Raw genomic sequence first — 17,420 nt, 5'->3', positions numbered from 1 at the left:
GGGCGGGGCGACACCACCCACGGGAAGACCTCATGCTTGCATTCATCCTCCGGCGCCTGCTGTCGGGCGTCATCCTGATCGCGGTGATCTCGTTCCTCGCGTTCGTCCTCCTCTTCGCGGGAGGCGGCGACATCGCCCGCCGCATCCTCGGCGAGAACGCCACCGCCGAGACCGTCGCCAAGAAGACCGAGGAGCTGGGCCTGAACCAGCCGCTGCTCGCCCAGTACGGGGAGTGGGTCACGGGTGCCCTCACCGGCAGCCTCGGCCGCAGCTGGTTCACCGGCGAGCTGGTCTCGACCAGCGTCGGCAACCGCCTCGCCGTCACCCTGTCGATCGTGATCGGCGCGACGCTCCTCTCGGCCGTGGTCGCGGTGGTCCTCGGCGTCCTCGCCGCCCGTCGCGGCGGGTGGATCGACGGAAGCGTCCAGGTCGTCTCGCTCGTGGGCTTCGCGATCCCGGGCTTCCTCATCGCGCTCGGCCTTGTGCTCGTCTTCGCGATCAACCTCGGCTGGTTCAAGGCCACCGGCTACATCCCGGTGACCACCTCGTTCGTCGGATGGCTGTCGTCGGTGACGCTGCCGATCATCGCCCTGTCGATCGGCGCCATCGCCGTCGTCGCCCAGCAGGTGCGCGGGTCGGTCATCGACGCCATGTCGCGCGACTACGTCCGCACGCTGCGCGCCCGCGGCCTCGCCACCAATGCCGTCGTCTACCGTCACGTCCTCCGCAACGCCGGAGGCCCGGCGCTCGCCGTCCTCGCGGTGCAGTTCATCGGGCTCCTCGGCGGGGCCGTGATCGTGGAGCAGGTCTTCGCCATCCCCGGCATGGGCCAGCTCACCGTCCGCGCGACGACGCTCGGCGACATCCCCGTCGTCATGGGCGTGGTGATCGCATTCGCGGTCATCGTCGTCATCGTGAACCTCCTCATCGACCTCGCCCAGGCGGCGCTGAACCCGAAGGTGCGACTCTCATGACCGCCATCGACGTCCCCCTCGACGTACCGGTCGCGCCGGTACGCGTCTCGCTCCGGCGGCGCCTGCTGCGCCGTCCGCTCGGTCTCGCCTCGCTGATCTTCCTGGTGCTGCTGGGCGTCATCGCGATCATCGGCCCGGCCATCGCCCCGCAGGACCCCAACTACGCCGACATCCGCAACGTGCTCGCACCGCCCAGCGCCGAGCACATCCTGGGCACCGACGGCAGTGGACGCGACGTGCTGTCGCGCCTGCTCGCAGCCACCCAGACGACCGTCGCCGCCGCGCTCCTCGCCCTCGCCGTCGCGCTGATCCTCGGTGTCATCAGCGGCCTCATCGCCGGCTACTACCAGGGGTGGTTCAACAGCACGGCCACCTGGGTGACCGAGCTGAACATGGCCCTGCCCGGCATCGTCGTGCTGCTCGCGGCGCGGGCGGTGCTCGGACCCTCGGTGTGGATCTCGATGTTCATCTTCGGCATCCTGCTCGCACCGGCGTTCTACCGCCTCGTGTACGCGTCGGTCACCGCGGTGCGCTCGGAGCTGTACGTCGACGCGGCCCGCGTCTCGGGCCTCAGCGACTCGCGCATCATCGCACGCCACGTGCTGTCGGTCGTGCGGGCGCCCATCATCATCCAGGCGGCGATCATCGCCGGCATCGCGATCGCGATCCAGTCGGGGCTGGAGTTCCTCGGACTCGGCGACGTGGCGGTCCCCACGTGGGGCCAGATGCTCAACGACGGCTTCAAGAACATCTACAAGGAGCCGCTGCTCATGCTGTGGCCGTCGCTCGCGATCGCGCTCACGTGCATCGCGCTGACGCTGCTGGCCAACGTCATGCGCGACGAGCTGGAGCGCACGGTCTCGGTGCGCCGCAAGCGCCGCCGCGCGGTGGCGACCGCGACCGGATCGGTGGCCGCGGTGACGACGTCCGTCGGGCTGAGCGGCGGCGACGTCGTCGACCTCGACGAGCCGCCGATCTTCGAGAGCGCGGGCGTCATCACGCACAAGGACGACGTGCGCAGCAAGGCCTCGGAGAAGGTGCTGGAGGTCCGCGACCTCCGCGTCGGGTACGACCAGCCCGACGGCTCGCACATCGAGGTCGTCCACGGCGTCTCGCTCGACATCCGCCGGGGCGAAGTCCACGGCCTCATCGGCGAGTCCGGCTCGGGCAAGACGCAGACCGCATTCGCCGTGCTGGGGCTCCTCCCCCGCGGCGGGCACGTCACGGCCGGCTCGATCCTGTACGAGGGCACCGAGCTCGCGGGCGGCGACGACCGCTCCTACGCGGGGCTGCGGGGCAAGCGCATCGGCTACATCCCGCAGGAGCCGATGTCGAACCTCGACCCCTCGTTCACGATCGGCGGCCAGCTGGTCGAGCCGTTGCGCAAGAACCTCGGGCTGTCGAAGAAGGCGGCGACCGAGCGGTCGCTCGAGCTGCTCGCCCGGGTCGGCATCCCCAACCCGAAGCGCACGTTCGACGCGTATCCGTTCGAGGTGTCGGGCGGCATGGCGCAGCGCGTGCTCATCGCAGGGGCCGTCTCGACCGACCCCGACCTCATCATCGCCGACGAGCCGACGACGGCTCTCGACGTGACGGTGCAGGCCGAGGTGCTGGATCTGCTGCGGGACCTCCAGGCCGAGCGGAACATGGCCATGCTCCTCGTGACCCACAACTTCGGCGTCGTGGCCGACCTCTGCGACCGGGTCTCGGTGATGCAGAGCGGTCGCTTCGTCGAACAGGGCCCCGTGCGCGCGATCTTCAACGACGCGCAGCATCCGTACACGAAGGCGCTGCTGGACGCGATCCTCGACGAGGGTCCCGCCCGCCCGCCGCTCGTCCTGAAGGGAGCGCGAGCATGACCACTCCGCTGACCGCCCCGCCGCGGGAGACGCCGCTGCTGGATGTCAAGGACCTCGTCGTCGAGTACCCCGGCAAGGGGTTCCGTGCGCAGCCGTTCCGGGCCCTCAAGGGCGTGTCGCTCGACATCCTTCCCGGTGAGACGGTGGGCCTCGTCGGCGAGTCGGGGTCCGGGAAGACCACGCTCGGACGCGCCGCGCTGGGGCTCGCACCGGTGACCGAGGGGTCGATCACGTACGACGGCAAGGACATCTCGCATCTCGGGCGCCAGGAGCGCCGGGCGCTGAGCTCCGAGATCCAGGTCGTCTTCCAGGACCCGTACTCGTCGCTGAACCCGTCGATGACGATCGAGCAGATCCTGATCGAGCCGCTGACCGCGGCCGGGGTCGCGACGGCCGAGGCCAAGAGCCGCGTGCGGGATCTGCTCGACCAGGTGGGCCTCCCGTCCGACGCGCGAGGGCGCCTGCCCCGCGAGTTCTCGGGCGGTCAGCGGCAGCGCGTCGCGATCGCGCGGGCGCTCGCGCTGCAGCCCCGGCTCATCGTGTGCGACGAGCCGGTCTCGGCACTCGACCTGTCGACGCAGGCACGCGTGCTCGACCTCTTCATCGAGATCCAGGACCGCACGGGCGTCGCCTACCTGTTCGTGACGCACGACCTGGCGGTGGTGCGGCACATCTCGCACCGCGTCGCCGTGATGTATCGCGGCGAGATCGTCGAGACCGGCGACGGAGACCGCGTCACCTCGCACCCCGAGCACCCCTACACGCAGCGCCTGTTCATGGCCGCGCCGGTGCCCGATCCCGACAGGCAGCAGGAGCGCCGCATCGCGCGGCGCGCTCTCCTGGACGCGGAGGCGGCCGCCGGCGCCGCCTGATGACCCGGATGCCGCGGCCCGGCCCGTCCCGTGGGTGGCGGGCCGCGGCATCCGATCCCTGATCCTCCCTTCGAGAAAGCACCCTCCCCATGACTGACACCGCCCTCCGCCCTGCCTCCGTGGCGCACCTCCAGCCGCTTCTGGAGAGGCTCACGCTCGAGCAGAAGGCCGCGCTCGTGCAGGGCGCGGACTTCTGGACCACCGTCGCCGTCCCCGAGATCGGGTTGCGCGCGATGACCCTGTCGGACGGCCCGGCCGGCGTCCGCGGTCCCCGCTGGGACGAGCGCGAGCCGTCGCTCAACCTCCCGTCGGGTTCGGCACTGGCCGCCGCGTGGGACGTCGATCTGGCGTACCGGTACGGCGCGGCCGCGGCATCCGAAGCCCGCCGCAAGGGCGTCGACGTCGTGCTCGGCCCGACGATCAACCTGCACCGCTCGCCCCTGGGCGGCCGGCACTTCGAGTGCTTCAGCGAGGACCCGGAGCTGTCGGCCGAGCTCGCGGCCGCGTACGTGCGGGGCCTGCAGGACAACGGGGTGGCCGCCACCCCCAAGCACTACGTGGCGAACGACTCCGAGACCGACCGCTTCACGGTCGACGTCCGCGTCGGCGAGCGCGCACTGCGCGAGCTCTACCTCGCCCCGTTCGAGCGCGCCGTCGAAGCGGGCGCGTGGGCGATCATGAGCTCCTACAACGCCGTCGACGGCGTCACGATGACCGAGAACGACCTGCTCGAGACGCCGCTGAACTCGGAGTGGGGCTTCGACGGGGTCGTCATCAGCGACTGGACCGCGGTGCGATCGCTCGACGCGGTGCCGGCGGCGCAGGACCTGGCCATGCCCGGCCCGGCCCCCGCCTGGGCCGATCTCGTCGAGGCGGTCCGCGACGGGCGCGTGGCGGAGGCCGACCTCGACCGCAAGGTGCTGCGCCTGCTCCTGCTCGCCGAGCGGGTCGGGGCGCTGGGCGACGCGACGCCGGTCGAGCCCGCACCCGTGGACGGGCCGGCGTTCGCCCGGCAGGCGGCGATCTCCGGCACCGTGCTGCTGCGCAACGAGGGCGTGCTGCCGTGGGATGCCGCCACCCTCGGCCGCATCGCGGTCATCGGGCAGAACGCGCGGGACGCCCGCACGCAGGGCGGCGGCAGCGCGACCGTGATCCCGGAGCGGGTCGTGTCGCCGCTCGACGCCATCCGCGCCGCAGCGCCCGGGGCCGAGGTGCGGTACGAGATCGGCGCCGTCGTCCAGGAGGGCGTCGCCGAGATCCCGCTCGCGCAGCTGCGGAACCCCGCCACGAGCGAGCCCGGGCTGCGCGTCGCCTTCTTCGACGCCGACGGCACGGAGCTGTTCGCCGAGAACCGCCGCTCCACGTCGCTGGTGTGGTTCGGCGGCGATGCGCCGATCGCGGCGAGCGCCACCGTGGTGCTGGAGACGCTGTACACCCCCGAGCACAGCGGCGACATCGAGCTGGGCTTCGCCGGCGCGAATCCCGGCAGGCTCTTCGTGGACGGCCACCTGGTGCTCGACGACGCCCCCGTCATCGAAGGCACCGATCTCGGCGCCGCATTCCTCAACCCGCCCTCGCTCACGTCCACCGTCGCCGTGACGGCCGGGCGCGAGACTGCGATCCGCGTCGAGTTCAGCCGCGCGCCCGGCGGCCCGCTCTCGGGCGCCATGAGCGCGACGCTCGGCATCGCGCCGGAGCGGACCGACGCCGATGACCTCATCGCCCGCGCCGTCGCCGAGGCCGAGGCATCCGATGTCGCCGTCGTCGTCGTCGGCACCAACTCGAAGGTCGAGTCGGAGGGCTACGACCGCACCAGCCTCGAGCTGCCCGGCCGCCAGGACGACCTCGTCCGCGCGGTGGCGGCGACCGGCACGCCCACCGTCGTCGTCGTGAACGCCGGCTCCCCCGTCGTGATGCCGTGGGCAGGTGAGGTCGGGGCCATCGTGCAGGGGTACTTCGGCGGACAGGAGTTCGGCCACGCGGTCGCCGACGTGCTCACCGGCGCCGCCGAGCCCGGCGGTCGCCTCCCCACCACCTGGCCCCGGGCCCTCGCCGACGTGCCGGTGACCGAGGTCGTCCCGACGGACGGGCGACTCGAGTACCGCGAGGGCATCCACATCGGCTACCGCGCCTGGCTGCGGGCGGATGCCGCGCCGGCATTCCCGTTCGGGCACGGCCTGGGCTACACGACCTGGTCGTGGGGTGCCGCTCAGCGCGTCGGCGACGCCCTCGAGATCACGCTCGCCAACACGGGCGACCGCGCCGGGAAGCAGGTCGTGCAGGTCTACGCCGAGCGGGCGGACTCGTCGGTCGAGCGTCCCGAGCGCTGGCTCGTGGGCTTCGCGACGGTGCACGCCGCTCCCGGCGAGACCGTGACCGCGACGATCGCTGTGCCGCCGCGACGCCTCGCCCACTGGGCGGGCGAGTGGGTCGTCGAGCCCGGCGCGTTCACGTTGCGCGCAGGCGCATCCGTCGCCGACCTCCCGCTCGCGCTGGAGTGGCCGGCCGAGGGAGGGCTGGCATGAGCCTGGCGCCGCTGACCGCGGACTCCCTCGAGGGTGCGGCGGACCCGCGGCTCGCCGAGATCGTCGAGCGCCTCGACGGCTTCCTGGCGGCCGATCCCGATCTGTCGTTCCAGGTCGCGGCGTTCCATGACGGCGCACCGGTGCTCGATGCGTGGGGCGGACCGCATCTCGCCGAGGACTCCGTCATCGTGCCGTACTCGGTGACGAAGAACACCATCGGGCTGGCGGTCGGCCTCCTGGTCGAGCGCGGCGAGCTCGACCTCGACGAGCGCGTCGCGCACTACTGGCCGGAGTTCGCCGCGAAGGGCAAGGCCGGTGTCACCGTACGCCAGCTGCTCTCGCACCAGGCCGGTCTTCCGCAGGCCACGCCGGCGCTCTCGTGGGACGAGCTGCTCGACCACCACGCGGCGGCCGAGCGCCTCGCCGCGAGCCGGCCCTTCTGGCATCCCGGCGGCGCCTTCGGCTATCACGCCGTCACGATCGGCAACCTCGGAGACGAGCTGGTGTTCCGGGTGACGGGGCTCACCCTCCACGACTTCTACGAGCGGGAGATCCGCCGCCCGCACGGCATCGACTTCTTCCTCGGGCTTCCGGCCGACCAGGAGCACCGCCGCGCACCCGTGCTGCCGATGATCCAGCCGGTCTCCGACAGGACCGCCCGCGAGTACTCGGCGCTCGGTCCGGTCGTGTTCGGCGCGATGGGGGGCGACGTCGACCTCGGCAACTCGCCGCGCAGCTGGCGCTACGGGCACCCGGCGGGCTCGGGCGCCGGCACCGCCCGGGGCCTCGCCCGACTCATGGCCGCCTCGGTCACGGGCGTCGACGGCCTGCCGCCGTTCCTCGGCGCCGACACCGTCGAGCAGATCGGGCAGCAGCAGATCCGCGGCTACGACGAGGTGCTGCATCAGCATGACCGCGCTCACGCGATCGTGTTCCAGAAGCCGTCGCAGCAGCTCGCCTTCGGCGGCCCGCGCTCATTCGGCCACGACGGCGCCGCGGGCGCCCTGGCGTGCGTCGACCCCGACACCGGCCTCGCCTTCGCGTGGACGATCGCCCGCGGGCCGTGGCCCGGCGGCGCGGACCCTCGCGCCGTCGCGCTGGCCCGCGAGCTCGGCATCCTGCTCTCGTCCTGAACCCCGCACCCGAAAGACCTTCGTGACCACGCTGTACAACCCCCTGATCAACGGCTTCCACCCCGACCCGTCGGTCGTCGAGGTCGACGGCGTCTACTACCTGGCGACCTCGACGTTGGAGTATCTGCCGGGCATTCCCATCCACCGCTCCACCGACTTCGAGACGTGGGAGCTCATCGGTCATGTCGCCACTCGTCGCGGGCAGCTCGACGTCGAGGAGGTGCCGACCGCCGGCGGTGCGTGGGCACCCACGATCCGGCACCGCGACGGCGTGTTCCACCTCGTGATCACCGACGCGATGGGACGCGGGATGCTGCACTTCACCGCACCCGACGCCGCAGGTCCGTGGAGCGACGGGGACCTGCTGCGGAAGGCCGACGGCTCGGCGAGCCTCGACGGCATCGACCCCGACATCGCGTGGGATGCCGACGGCAGCGCGTACATCACGTACTCAGGGCTCCTCCTGAGCGGCGCGGAGATCGGGACGCACCTCGGCATCCAGCAGGTGAGAGTCGACCTCGGCACCCACCGTGGACTCGAGGAGCCGCGGTCGCTCTGGTCGGGTACCGGTGGCGGATTCCCGGAGGCACCCCATCTCTACGAGGTCGGCGGGCGCTGGTACCTCATGATCGCCGAGGGCGGCACCGAGCGCGGTCACGGCATCTCGATCGCGCGGGGCGACTCGCCGGAAGGCCCGTTCGAGGCGGCGCCGCAGAACCCGCTCGTGTCGGCGCGCTCCACCACTAGGCCGATCCAGAACACCGGCCACGGCGACCTGGTCGTGGGCCCCGGCGGGCAGTGGCTGTGCGTGCTGCTCGGCGTACGCCCCCGGAGCATGACGCGGGCGTTCTCGGCCCTGGGCCGCGAGACGTTCGTCACGCCGGTGCGGTGGGAGTCCGACGGCTGGCCGGCGATCGACCCGGTGCTGCTGAACCCCCGTCCCGGCACACGCACGGAGGTGACGTTCTCGCCGGGCGCCGAGCTCGACGGCGAGTGGATCGCGGTGCGGGCGCTGCCCTCCGACCACGGCGATCTCCGGTCCCGCCCCGGCTGGCTCACTCTTCGCGGCGACGGCTCGACGCTCGACGACCCTCGCCCGGTGTTCATCGGACGCCGCCAGGAGCACCTCACCAGCACGATCACGGTCCGGATGGACGCCTCATCCGGCGTGGGCGGACTCGCGGTGCGCTACGACGAACGGTTCCATGTCGAGCTCGAGGCGGCATCCGACACCATCACGGCGCGCGCGGTCGTCGGCGGGCTGGTCCAGACGTGGGTGCACCCCTACTCCGGCGGTGTCGTCGAGCTGCATCTGGACTCGCTTCCGCCCACCCACGCACCCGGGCAGACGGAGCAGCTGCTCGGCGACGAGGCGGGCGGCGGTCTGCCCCGCACGAGCGATGTCATCCATCTCGGGGCGACCATCGACGGCGAGCGCGTGCAGCTGGCCGAGGTCGACGGGCGCTTCCTGTCGTCGGAGACGACGGAGTCGTTCACGGGCAGGGTCGTCGGCGTCTATGCCGTCGACGGCGTCGTGGCCGTGTCGAGCTGGACCGCCGAGGGACACGACGACTGATCGCACGCACCTGCGCGGAGTGATCAGCGGACGGTGAGGATCACCCGCTGGAAGGCCTTCAGCGGCGCCGGGGCGTCGTCGACCGCTTCGGCGATGACGTGGATGGTGTCGCCGGGTCGCGCGTCGGCCGGGATCGACACCTCTGCGGTCGCCCCCCGCGGGGCGACCGCCGCCTCGTGGTCGCAGGTCCCGACCTCGTCGTAGACCCACCACCGCACGGTCACGCCGTCCCCGTCGGGGTCCGCGACGGATGCCGTGAGCGTCAGCTGCTCCCCGGGCGCGACGTCACGGTCGATCCCGCCGTCGACCGACAGTCGAGGGTGATGGTTCGCCTCGTCGTAGGTCGAGACGGTCCACCGCAGCCGGGCGGCGAAGTCGGCCTGGGCGTCGGCGAACCAGCGCACCACCGACCCCTCGTCTCCCGAGGGGCCGCTCGACGCCCAGTCTCCGGATCCCGGCGTGAACGCGGCATCCACCAGGCCCCAGGTGTCGGTTCCCTCGCCGGTGCGGACATATCGACCGCCCCACCCGCCGTACGACGGATGCTCGTGCGCCCGCAGGCCCGGGACGAGGAGGTTCAGCATGTTCGTGGTGTCGCCCTCGGAGATCCACTCCCCGGCCGCCTGCGGCTCCATCCACACCTGGTATCCCTGAGCGCGCAGCTCGTCGGCCGACAGCCCCGAGAGGTGGAAATAGTCGGTCATGTCGCCGGGCACCATCTGCCGACCGTCGCCCCACACGCGGTAGAGCCCGCCGAGCGGGCCGACGCCGGCGACGTTCTCGCGCATCCACTCGGCGCTTAGCAGGCGCTGGTCGTCGGGGCGGATGGTCTTGCGGGCCATGTAGCCCCACGCCAGCGTCGCCACCTCGATCACCCGGATGCCTGGCCACACGGGCGCGATGTACTCGTCGTAGGTTCCGTCCTGCGACGCGAACTTCGTGATGACGGCCTTGGCCGAGACGGCCGCATGCACGGCCTCCCACTCATCGGTGCCGCGGAACCGCTCCTCGATCGACATGAGGGCCCGCGCGACGGTGCTCGGCCCCGCCCACAGCTGCAGATACACCGGGCCCGGCCGGTCGTCCAGCAGAACGTCGGCGATCAACTGCGACCCCGGCGTTTCGGCCGACGTGTCCCCCTCGAAGTCGATGTTCCCGTCGCGGATCACCGCGCGCAGCGCCTCGGGTGCGGGGTAGCGCGGATCGTGCTGTCGCAGGTTCTCGTACACCTCGGCGTAGGCGTCGACGGCATCGTCGATGAAGCGCTCGCCGGGCGCCCAGCGCCAGGACGTCTGCGGCTGGTCGTACTCCCGATCGGGGAGGAAGAACTCGGTCCCCCGCCCGTCTCCTCGCCAGTGGAAGCGGCTGGAGGCGTAGACGAGTCCCTCGACCTCCACCTCGTTGCTGTACAGCAGGAAGCGGATCATCGAGTTGAGATCGTCGAGTTCGGGATCGGCCGTGACGATGGTGCGCGGGCGCGGGATGGTCGAGACGACCGGCTCGAGGGCGGTCATGCGGTCACCTCCGCGGCATCCGACCCCGCCTGCCACCGGCTGAACTCCGCGAGCTTGAGGAAGAAGTCCTCGAACATCAGTCGCGTGTCCACCCACGTGTACACGCGCATGGGACGCGCGCCGGGCACGTCGATATACGCGCCGTCGTCGCCGATCCGCGGCGTGGGCCGTGCGACGTACCGGCTCGACGCGGGGTCGGGTTCGAAGACGGACTGCAGCGCGCTCAGCAGCACGAGCGGCGAGTCCCCCAGGGCGTACGTCTCGGCGGCGCCGCCCGCGAACGAGCCCACCATGCGCATCACGTGGGCGACCTCGTCGTAGAGGTGGCGGCCGAGCGGTCCGGTCGCCGCGACGCGCAGCCGCAGCTCGGCGTCGGACACCAGGCACTGGCGGTACACGTCGCGCGGCACCTGCCAGACCGGGATCCCGGAGTCGCCGAACACGACCTGCGCCGCGGTCACGTCGATGAGCAGGTTGTACTCGATCGGCATCGCGCCCGGGGGCGGCACGGCGAGGCCGTCGTGCTCGGCGCCGCCGATCCACACGAGGGTCAGCCGATCGGCGATCCGCGGTTCGCGCAGCCACGCCGAGGCGAGGTCGGTGAGGCCGCCGCCGGCGAGATAGAACAGCGGCGAGTCGACGTCCTCGCGCAGCGCCTCGGCGATGATCGCATCGACCGCGGGAGCGGGCTGCGGCGTGCCGCCGTCGGTCAGCGGCACGTTCGAACCCTGGACGATGACGTCGACGGATTCCAGTCCCATGCGCGCGAAGACGTCGCGTGCCACGGCCACGGCGTTGCGGGCCTGCTCGGCGCTGGGGTCGAACGGATCGTCCGGCCGCAGGTGCGACGCCACGACGAGGCGGACCTCGGCGCTCGGCGACAGCAGGTGGTGCACGAGCTGGTAGAGGTCGTCGGGGTCCCCCGAGAAATCGTTGTCGAGGATCACCCTCGCGCGCGGCGCGCCGAGCGGAGGGATCGCCTGCCACGGCGTCTCGCCGAGGCGCCAGGAGAGGCCCGCACGGGCGGCCTCGGTGTCGGCCGTTGTCGGCACCTTCGTCATCGTCGACTCCTCATCGCGGGCGCGGGAACGGCGAAATCGTACCACCGGTTGACCAATTTCCTTGTTCCGCGGCCGTCATCATGGCTGCACGGGATATCGGCCCTGCGGCGACGGCGAACGAGGTCAACCCAGCCCGCCGGTGGCGGCGGCGGTCACCACGACGGCGAGCGCGACGCACCCGCTGAGGCCGACGAAGACAGCCAGGAACGCCAGGAGTCCGCCCCCCGGCAGCGGGGCGCGGTCGCCTCGGGCGAGGAGCAGCTGGACCGTTCGCCGGCCCCGCCGCCGCGACACGACCCAGAGGGCCCCCGCGAAGACGAGGCCGGCTGCGCCCACCAGGATCCACCACGGGTCGGAGAACGCCACGGGAAGCAGCCGCATCGCCACGAGCGACCCCACGCCGACCGCGAGGGCCGTCCGCCGCCAGGCGAGCTCGGTGCGCTCCGGCTGCAGACCGGGGTCGAAGAGTCCCGTCATCGCAGCAGGATGGCCAGCAGCACGAGGAGGCCGGCGGCGGTCACCGCGATGGCCAGCACGACGCCCAGCAGCGAGCTGGGAAGCGGACGACCCGTCCGCAGCGCCCGCTCGGCGCGAGACCATCCCACCCACGCCAGCGCGGGCGTGAGCACTCCCGCGACCACGAGCACGAGCGACGCCGCCAGGCGCAGCCCGGGGTGCAGCTCCAGCCCGAGCAGCTCGAGGGCGACGCCGCCCGCGATCAGCGCGAGAGCCGTGCGGATCCACGCCAGGAAGGTGCGCTCGTTGGCGAGGGTGAACCGGGCGTCCGGCTCGGATCCCTGCCCGAAGACGGATGCCGGGAACCGGCGCTCCCCGCTCATGCGGCGACCGTCCGGAAGCCGGCATTGCCCATCGAGGAGTCGGGGGTGTTCTGCGAGCGTGCCGAGTTGCGGTAGCGGTTGCAGTACGAGATGTGGCACAGGTAGCTGCCGCCGCGGAGCACCCGCGCGCCGCCGCGGTCGGGGCCGCGCGGATCGACTGCCGCGGCCTCGGTGTACGTGCGCGGCGAGAACCAGTCGGCGCACCACTCCCACACGTTGCCCACCGGCTGCCACAGCCCGTATCCGTTGCGATCGAAGGTCTTCGCGGGCGCCGTCGCGAGGTAGCCGTCGTCCAGGGTGTTGACCCTGGGGAACTCGCCCTGCCAGATGTTCGCGCGCCAGCCGCCCGCGTCGACCTCCTCGTCCCCCCACGGATACTTCGCGCCGTCGAGGCCGCCGCGGGCCGCGTACTCCCACTCCGCCTCGGTCGGCAGCCTGCGTCCCGCCCAGGCGCAGTACGCCTGCGCGTCGTTCCAGCTGACGTGCACGACGGGGTGATCGCCGAGGCCGTCGAGCGTCGAGCCGCTGCCGCCCGGATGCGCCCAGTCGGCCCCGCGCACGCCGAGCCACCACGGCGTGCCTGCCGCCGACCCCATCACGTCCGACGCCGGTGCCTGCACGGCGAGGTGGAACACCGCACTGAACCCGAACGTCTCCGCCTCGGTGCGGTACCCGGTGTCGTCGACGAACCGCGCGAAGTCGTCGTTGGTGACGGTCGTGGCGTCGATCGCGAACGCGCGCAGCGCGACGCGATGGAGCGGCACCTCGCCGTCACCGGGGTTGCGATCCCCCGACGAGTCGCCCATCGTGAACTCTCCCGCCGGGACGGCGACCTGTTCGACGGCGTGACGTGCCGGGTTCACGGCCGCCGCGGGCGCGGCATCCGTCCGCCCGATCTGCACGAACTGGGCGCGCGCCGGAGCCCCGCACGCGCACGACGGTCCGCAGTCGCCCTGATCGCCTTCCATGTCCCCATTCTTCCGTCAGCGGGCGAAGACCCGCCTCACCCGCTCGCGTCGGGGCGGCTCATCGCCGAACCGGAACGTCAGGGCGAGGCTTCGGCGGCGAGCCGCTGGGAGGCGGTCGCCATATGGGTCGCCATGGCCGAGGCCGCGGCATCCTCGTCGCCCGCTTCGATGGCGCGGAACACGGCGCCGTGCTCGTCGATGGCCGCGCGGGCCTCGGCCTCGTCGTGCACCGCCCGGTCGGCGTAGACCTGGAGCAGCGACCGCACGACGTGCAGCAGGTCCACGAGCGTGTCGTTGCCCGCCGCGGTGGCCAGCGCGTTGTGGAACTCCAGGTCGGCGCGGGCGAAGGCCTTGAGATCGCCGGTGCCGCGCTGCATGCGCTCCAGTGAGCCCGACAGCGCGCGCAGATCGGATGCCGCGGCTCTGCCGGCCGCGAGCCGGGCGACGTAGATCTCCAGCCCGGAGCGCAGCTCCAGCAGCTCGGCGGTGTTCTTGCGGCCGATGAGGAGCCCCCAGCGCAGCGTCTGCGGCAGGAGTTCGCTCGCGGTGCCGCGCAGGTAGGTCCCGGAGCCCGGGCGGACGTCGACGATGCCGAGGATCTCCAGAGCGGCCAGCGCCTCGCGCACCGCCGACCTCCCCACCCCCAGGGTCGCAGCGAGCTGGCGCTCCGGAGGAAGGCGGGTGCCGGCCTCGAGGTCGCCGGTGGTGAAGAGGTCCATCAGACGCCGCGCCACCTCCGACACCGGCGTGCCGCTCGGAAGCGCGCCGAGCGCGGCGGTGATCTCCGCGGAGCGGTCGTCGGGGTACGCGGGCATGCGAACAACTTACGGCAGTCCGCGCAGGTCCGACATTGCATTCGGTCAACCGGTTTGCCAGACTAGCCCCGGGCGACGCAGGTCGCCCTTCTCGCGACCACGTGAGAAAACGTTTCCTGAATGCTCGACGACGAGAGGCTATGACGATGGAGTTCCGGAACAGGAAGCTGGCGGCGGCAACGGCGGGAGTGGGGCTGGCCGCCCTGATCGGACTGACGGGGTGTGCGTCCTCGGCGGCGCCCTCCAGCGCCGACCCCACCCTCGACCCCGACGAGGAGGTGTCGATCTCGTTCACCTTCTGGGGCAACGACGTCCGCGCCGAGCTCTACAACGAGGCGATCGAGGTGTTCGAGGACCAGCACCCCAACATCGACGTCCAGATCCTTTTCCTCTCGCCGAACGACTACTGGGAGAAGCGCCAGATCGAGGCCAGCGGCAACGGGCTCCCCGACGTGGTGACGATGGATCTCGCCTACATCCGCCAGTACTCGCAGGGCGGCTCGCTGCTCGACCTCGAGCCGTACCTCGGCACCATCATCCAGACCGACCCGATCGAGCCGTCCGTGCTCGGCGCCGGGGTGGTCGACGGGGTCACCACCGCCGTGCCGATCTCGACGAACGCCTGGTCGATGTTCATGAACACGACGGTCCTCGACGAGATCGGCGTCGACCCGTTCGCCGGCGGCACGTGGGGCGAGTACTACGAATGGGTCGCCGAGGTGAGCGACGCGGCGAAGGCGGCCGGCGTGGAGGACGTGTGGGGCGGCGTGGACCCGAGCTCGCGCTTCGTGAACTTCGAGATGCAGCTGCGCGCCGAGGGCGAGGACCTCTTCGACGACGAGGGCAACCCGGGCTTCGACGAGGAGCGGCTCACGGAGTACTGGGAAGAGGGGGCCGAGGTGCGCGACAACGGCCAGTTCGTCCCGCAGCAGCGGATCGCCGAGGTGCAGCCGATGACCGCGTTCGACAGCGGTCTGAGCGCGAGCGACACGCAGACCGACAACTTCCTCGCCGGCTACCTCGCAAACCTCGGTGAGGGCAACGAGGTGACCTTGCAGGCTCCGCCGCTGTCGGTCGAGGGCGCGAAGGACCTCTACCTCAAGGCATCGCAGATGTACTCGATCGCCGCGAACTCCGAGCACCCCGCCGCAGCCGCCACGCTCATCGACTTCCTCATCAACTCGCCGGAGTCGGGCGAGATCTTCGGCACCAACCGAGGCCTGCCGGCCTCGGCGACGGCACGCGAAGCCGCCGAGCTCGACCCGGTCAGCCAGGACATCGTGGACTACGAGGCGTCGATCGCCGACCGCCTCGGCGACGCCCCGCCGGCGCCGATCGTCGGCTACGGCTCGCTGCACGAGAAGTTCCGCGAGCTGACCGAGGAGCTGAACTTCGGCACGCTGACGGTCGACCAGGCCGTCGACCAGTTCTTCGCCGAGATGGACGTCGTGCTGGGCCAGTAGCACGCGTGCGGGCCGGCGACCTCGGTCGCCGGCCCGCCGTCCTGTCCGCACCGTCCACCGGAGGAGCTCCCGCCCATGTCCTCAACCTCACCGCAGAGCGGAACGGCCGATCCCGGCCGCTCCGACGCCCGCCCGAGCCTCGGCATCCAGGGTCCGGTCGTCGCCTTCCACGACCCGTGGGCGGGGCCGGCCTCCGACGAGATCATGCGCACCGGGACCGGCATCCCGATCCCGTCGCAGGATCCCCCTCCGACACCGCAGGAGTTCGTGTCGGCGCTCGAGGACCTCGGCGCGGAGTTCTACGTGCATCACGTCATCCCGACGAAGCACGACCACGACGCGCTGTTCGGCGATCTCGCGGCGGCCGGGATCGATATCGTGCTCGGCAACGAGTACGGCAACATCAACGGTCCGTACGCCGAGGGCACGAACCGCTACGACGTGCCGGCGGCGGTGATCCGCGCGGCGGCCGAGACCGGTCGGCTGGCCGGCGTGCTGTACGACGAGCCGGAGCACCTCCAGATCCACGCGGACCAGTACCGCCGGGACGACCACCTCCCCCACTTCGGCCGGACCGACGGGCTCACCGCGGAGGAGTCGGTCGCGGTGATCGACCGCACCGTGCGCGGGCTGGTGCGCGACGTCCGGGAGGCCTCGGAGTCCGGCGGCCGTGCGGTGCCGGTCCTCGCCGAGCAGGTCTTCCCGGTGATGTTCCACACGCTCGCCCGGGCCGGGATGACGCCGGCCCCGAAGGTGATGAAGGAATCGTTCCAGCCGCTCCAGCTCGGAACCGCCCTCGGAGCGGCCCTGCAGTACGGCCGCGACCTGTGGGTGTGCGCCGACCTGTGGGGGCCGGACGTCGGCCCCTGGCCCACGCGCGCCCCCGGCTTCCCCGGCCATTCACCCGCGGAGTTCGCGTCCGCGCTGCGACTGGCCTACTTCTTCGCCCCGACGAGGCTGTTCGTGGAGAACATCGACGTGCTCGTGCGGCACCGGGGCGGCGGCCGCTTCGAGCGGACCGCGCACGGCGAGGTGTGGCGCGAGTTCGTGCGCGACTTCGTGCCGCGGCATCCGCTGCGCTGGAGCCACCGCGACGCCCGCGCCGACATCGCCCTCGTGCACGCCGACGACAGCGACTTCGGGCGCGGCGAGCGACCCTTCGGCAATCGCGCGGCCACCGCGCCGGCGACCTCGCGCAGCGTCTTCGCCGCATGGCATGCGCTCAGTCATGGGCAGATCCCCGACCACGGCAGCTGCCTCCACATCCCCGGCTACGACTTTCCCCGCCACCGGCTGAACGGCATCCCGCGATCGGAGTTCCCCCTCCCCAGCGGCGCGCCCGAGCAGACGCACATGCACGGCCTCTTCCAGGCGGCGCGCGGCGTCCTCGTGTTCGACGAGAACGTCCGCGCGGACCAGCTCGCCGACGCGCGGCTCGTGGTGGTCGCGGGGAGCCGCCTGCCCGGCGCCACGCTCGACGCGCTTTCGGTCCGGGCGCGGGCCGGCGCGACGGTGCTCATCGCCGCCTGGCTGTGCGATCCCGCGCGGTCCGGCTCGATGCGGATGGGCGACGGGCAGTGGCTCGTCTACGACGCCCTGGACGACCCCGCCGCCCAGGCGGCCATCGCGGCGCATGCCGGGCCGCCGGACCTGTGGACGCAGCGCTTCGCCGACATCGAGCTGCGGATCCGTCCCGGGAGCCCCGACGGCGAGACGCTCGAGTTCGAGATCGCGGACGCCGGAGCCGGCCGGTCCTGACGTCGTGGCATCCGCCGTTTGCAATTGGTCAACCGGTTTGCCACAATGGACGCCGAGTAACCT

Annotated in this window: 14 protein-coding genes; 8 read left to right on the top strand and 6 right to left on the bottom strand. The window is 72.0% G+C overall.

Going from position 1 to position 17,420, the window contains the following annotated elements; all coding sequences use genetic code 11:
- The first annotated feature begins 32 nt into the window (after positions 1–32).
- From V6R91_RS05190 to V6R91_RS05165, 6 genes are all read left to right on the top strand, one after another.
- Positions 33–974 (top strand): ABC transporter permease, encoded by a 942-nt coding sequence (locus V6R91_RS05190; RefSeq protein ID WP_336394517.1) that lies wholly within the window; start codon positions 33–35, stop codon positions 972–974.
- Positions 971–2,833 carry a dipeptide/oligopeptide/nickel ABC transporter permease/ATP-binding protein gene (locus V6R91_RS05185; RefSeq protein ID WP_336394516.1) on the top strand — a complete coding sequence of 621 codons (1,863 nt, stop codon included), beginning with the start codon at positions 971–973 and terminating at the stop codon, positions 2,831–2,833. The genes V6R91_RS05190 and V6R91_RS05185 overlap by 4 nt, the downstream gene beginning before the upstream one ends.
- On the top strand, positions 2,830–3,705 hold the full coding sequence (locus tag V6R91_RS05180; protein WP_336394515.1) for an ATP-binding cassette domain-containing protein: 876 nt from the start codon (positions 2,830–2,832) through the stop codon (positions 3,703–3,705). The genes V6R91_RS05185 and V6R91_RS05180 overlap by 4 nt, the downstream gene beginning before the upstream one ends.
- 89 nt (positions 3,706–3,794) lie before the next feature.
- Positions 3,795–6,230, top strand: a complete 2,436-nt coding sequence (locus tag V6R91_RS05175) for a beta-glucosidase (protein ID WP_336394514.1) — start codon at positions 3,795–3,797, stop codon at positions 6,228–6,230.
- Positions 6,227–7,363 (top strand): serine hydrolase domain-containing protein, encoded by a 1,137-nt coding sequence (locus V6R91_RS05170; protein ID WP_336394513.1) that lies wholly within the window; start codon positions 6,227–6,229, stop codon positions 7,361–7,363. The genes V6R91_RS05175 and V6R91_RS05170 overlap by 4 nt, the downstream gene beginning before the upstream one ends.
- A 22-nt stretch (positions 7,364–7,385) precedes the next feature.
- Entirely contained in the window at positions 7,386–8,939 is a 1,554-nt protein-coding gene (locus V6R91_RS05165) for a glycoside hydrolase family 43 protein (RefSeq protein ID WP_336394512.1), read from the top strand.
- 23 nt (positions 8,940–8,962) lie between these two features.
- Here V6R91_RS05165 and V6R91_RS05160 read toward each other — a convergent pair whose 3' ends face one another.
- The 6 genes from V6R91_RS05160 to V6R91_RS05135 form a co-directional block, all read right to left on the bottom strand.
- Positions 8,963–10,453 carry a DUF1593 domain-containing protein gene (locus tag V6R91_RS05160; protein WP_336394511.1) on the bottom strand — a complete coding sequence of 497 codons (1,491 nt, stop codon included), beginning with the start codon at positions 10,451–10,453 and terminating at the stop codon, positions 8,963–8,965.
- A complete protein-coding gene (locus V6R91_RS05155; protein ID WP_336394510.1) occupies positions 10,450–11,514 on the bottom strand; it encodes a nucleoside hydrolase in 1,065 nt (354 codons plus the stop codon). Before V6R91_RS05155 ends, V6R91_RS05160 begins: the two co-directional genes overlap by 4 nt.
- Before the next feature lie 123 nt (positions 11,515–11,637).
- Entirely contained in the window at positions 11,638–11,991 is a 354-nt protein-coding gene (locus tag V6R91_RS05150) for a DUF202 domain-containing protein (protein ID WP_336394509.1), read from the bottom strand.
- Positions 11,988–12,353 carry a YidH family protein gene (locus tag V6R91_RS05145; RefSeq protein ID WP_336394508.1) on the bottom strand — a complete coding sequence of 122 codons (366 nt, stop codon included), beginning with the start codon at positions 12,351–12,353 and terminating at the stop codon, positions 11,988–11,990. Before V6R91_RS05145 ends, V6R91_RS05150 begins: the two co-directional genes overlap by 4 nt.
- On the bottom strand, positions 12,350–13,321 hold the full coding sequence (locus V6R91_RS05140; protein ID WP_336394507.1) for a formylglycine-generating enzyme family protein: 972 nt from the start codon (positions 13,319–13,321) through the stop codon (positions 12,350–12,352). Before V6R91_RS05140 ends, V6R91_RS05145 begins: the two co-directional genes overlap by 4 nt.
- Positions 13,322–13,398: 77 nt before the next feature.
- Positions 13,399–14,136, bottom strand: a complete 738-nt coding sequence (locus V6R91_RS05135; protein ID WP_336394506.1) for a FadR/GntR family transcriptional regulator — start codon at positions 14,134–14,136, stop codon at positions 13,399–13,401.
- 146 nt (positions 14,137–14,282) lie between these two features.
- On the opposite strand from V6R91_RS05135, the gene V6R91_RS05130 reads away from it, so the two are divergent.
- Both V6R91_RS05130 and V6R91_RS05125 read left to right on the top strand, forming a co-directional pair.
- Positions 14,283–15,599, top strand: coding sequence for an ABC transporter substrate-binding protein (locus V6R91_RS05130; protein ID WP_336394505.1), 1,317 nt, complete (start codon positions 14,283–14,285; stop codon positions 15,597–15,599).
- Positions 15,600–15,674: 75 nt separating this feature from the next.
- On the top strand, positions 15,675–17,357 hold the full coding sequence (locus V6R91_RS05125) for a hypothetical protein (protein WP_336394504.1): 1,683 nt from the start codon (positions 15,675–15,677) through the stop codon (positions 17,355–17,357).
- Positions 17,358–17,420: the final 63 nt, after the last annotated feature.

The sequence above is a fragment of the Microbacterium sp. CCNWLW41 genome (assembly GCF_037083505.1).
The sequence above is the reverse complement of the archived record's forward strand: the minus strand, read 5'-3'. Positions and strand labels throughout refer to the sequence as shown.